We start from the raw sequence: 410 nt of genomic DNA on the forward strand, positions 1-410 counted from the left end.
GTTATTGAAAAACTGACGCAGCGGCGAGTAGTGCAGCATTTCGACGTTCTGTCCTATCCGGAAGGAAGCGCCTACTACGCCCGGTATAAAAAGAAGATGGCGGCGTCGGCGGTGGTCTGGGCGGCCAGCGGCTCGGGAGGGACAGCCTCGGCCCTGCTGCAGGACTATGACAGGCCGTTGTGCGGGGCCTGGTATCTGACAGGGCGCATTAACGGCAGGCGTTTTTCCGGCTGGCTGGGATGTCACTGGTGCTATGAAGGGGAGGAGGTGGAACTGCTGGCGGCCCCGGTCGGCGAGGAGTATCTGGTGTATGCCATCCACAAGCCGGAGGAGCAGTCCCTGTGCATGACGCCGGGGTGTTACCGGGGAAAGAACCAGGCGCGCCGGGCGGCAGTGCGTATCCCGCTACG

The 410-nt window shown here is 62.9% G+C and carries 1 pseudogene; it reads left to right on the plus strand.

Annotated elements, in window-relative coordinates:
• Positions 1 to 410: pseudogene (locus FDW98_RS23435) on the plus strand (hypothetical protein); the annotation flags it as partial.

It is taken from the genome of Citrobacter sp. wls711 (assembly GCF_005281055.1).
Classification (GTDB): Bacteria; Pseudomonadota; Gammaproteobacteria; order Enterobacterales; family Enterobacteriaceae; genus Citrobacter; species Citrobacter gillenii.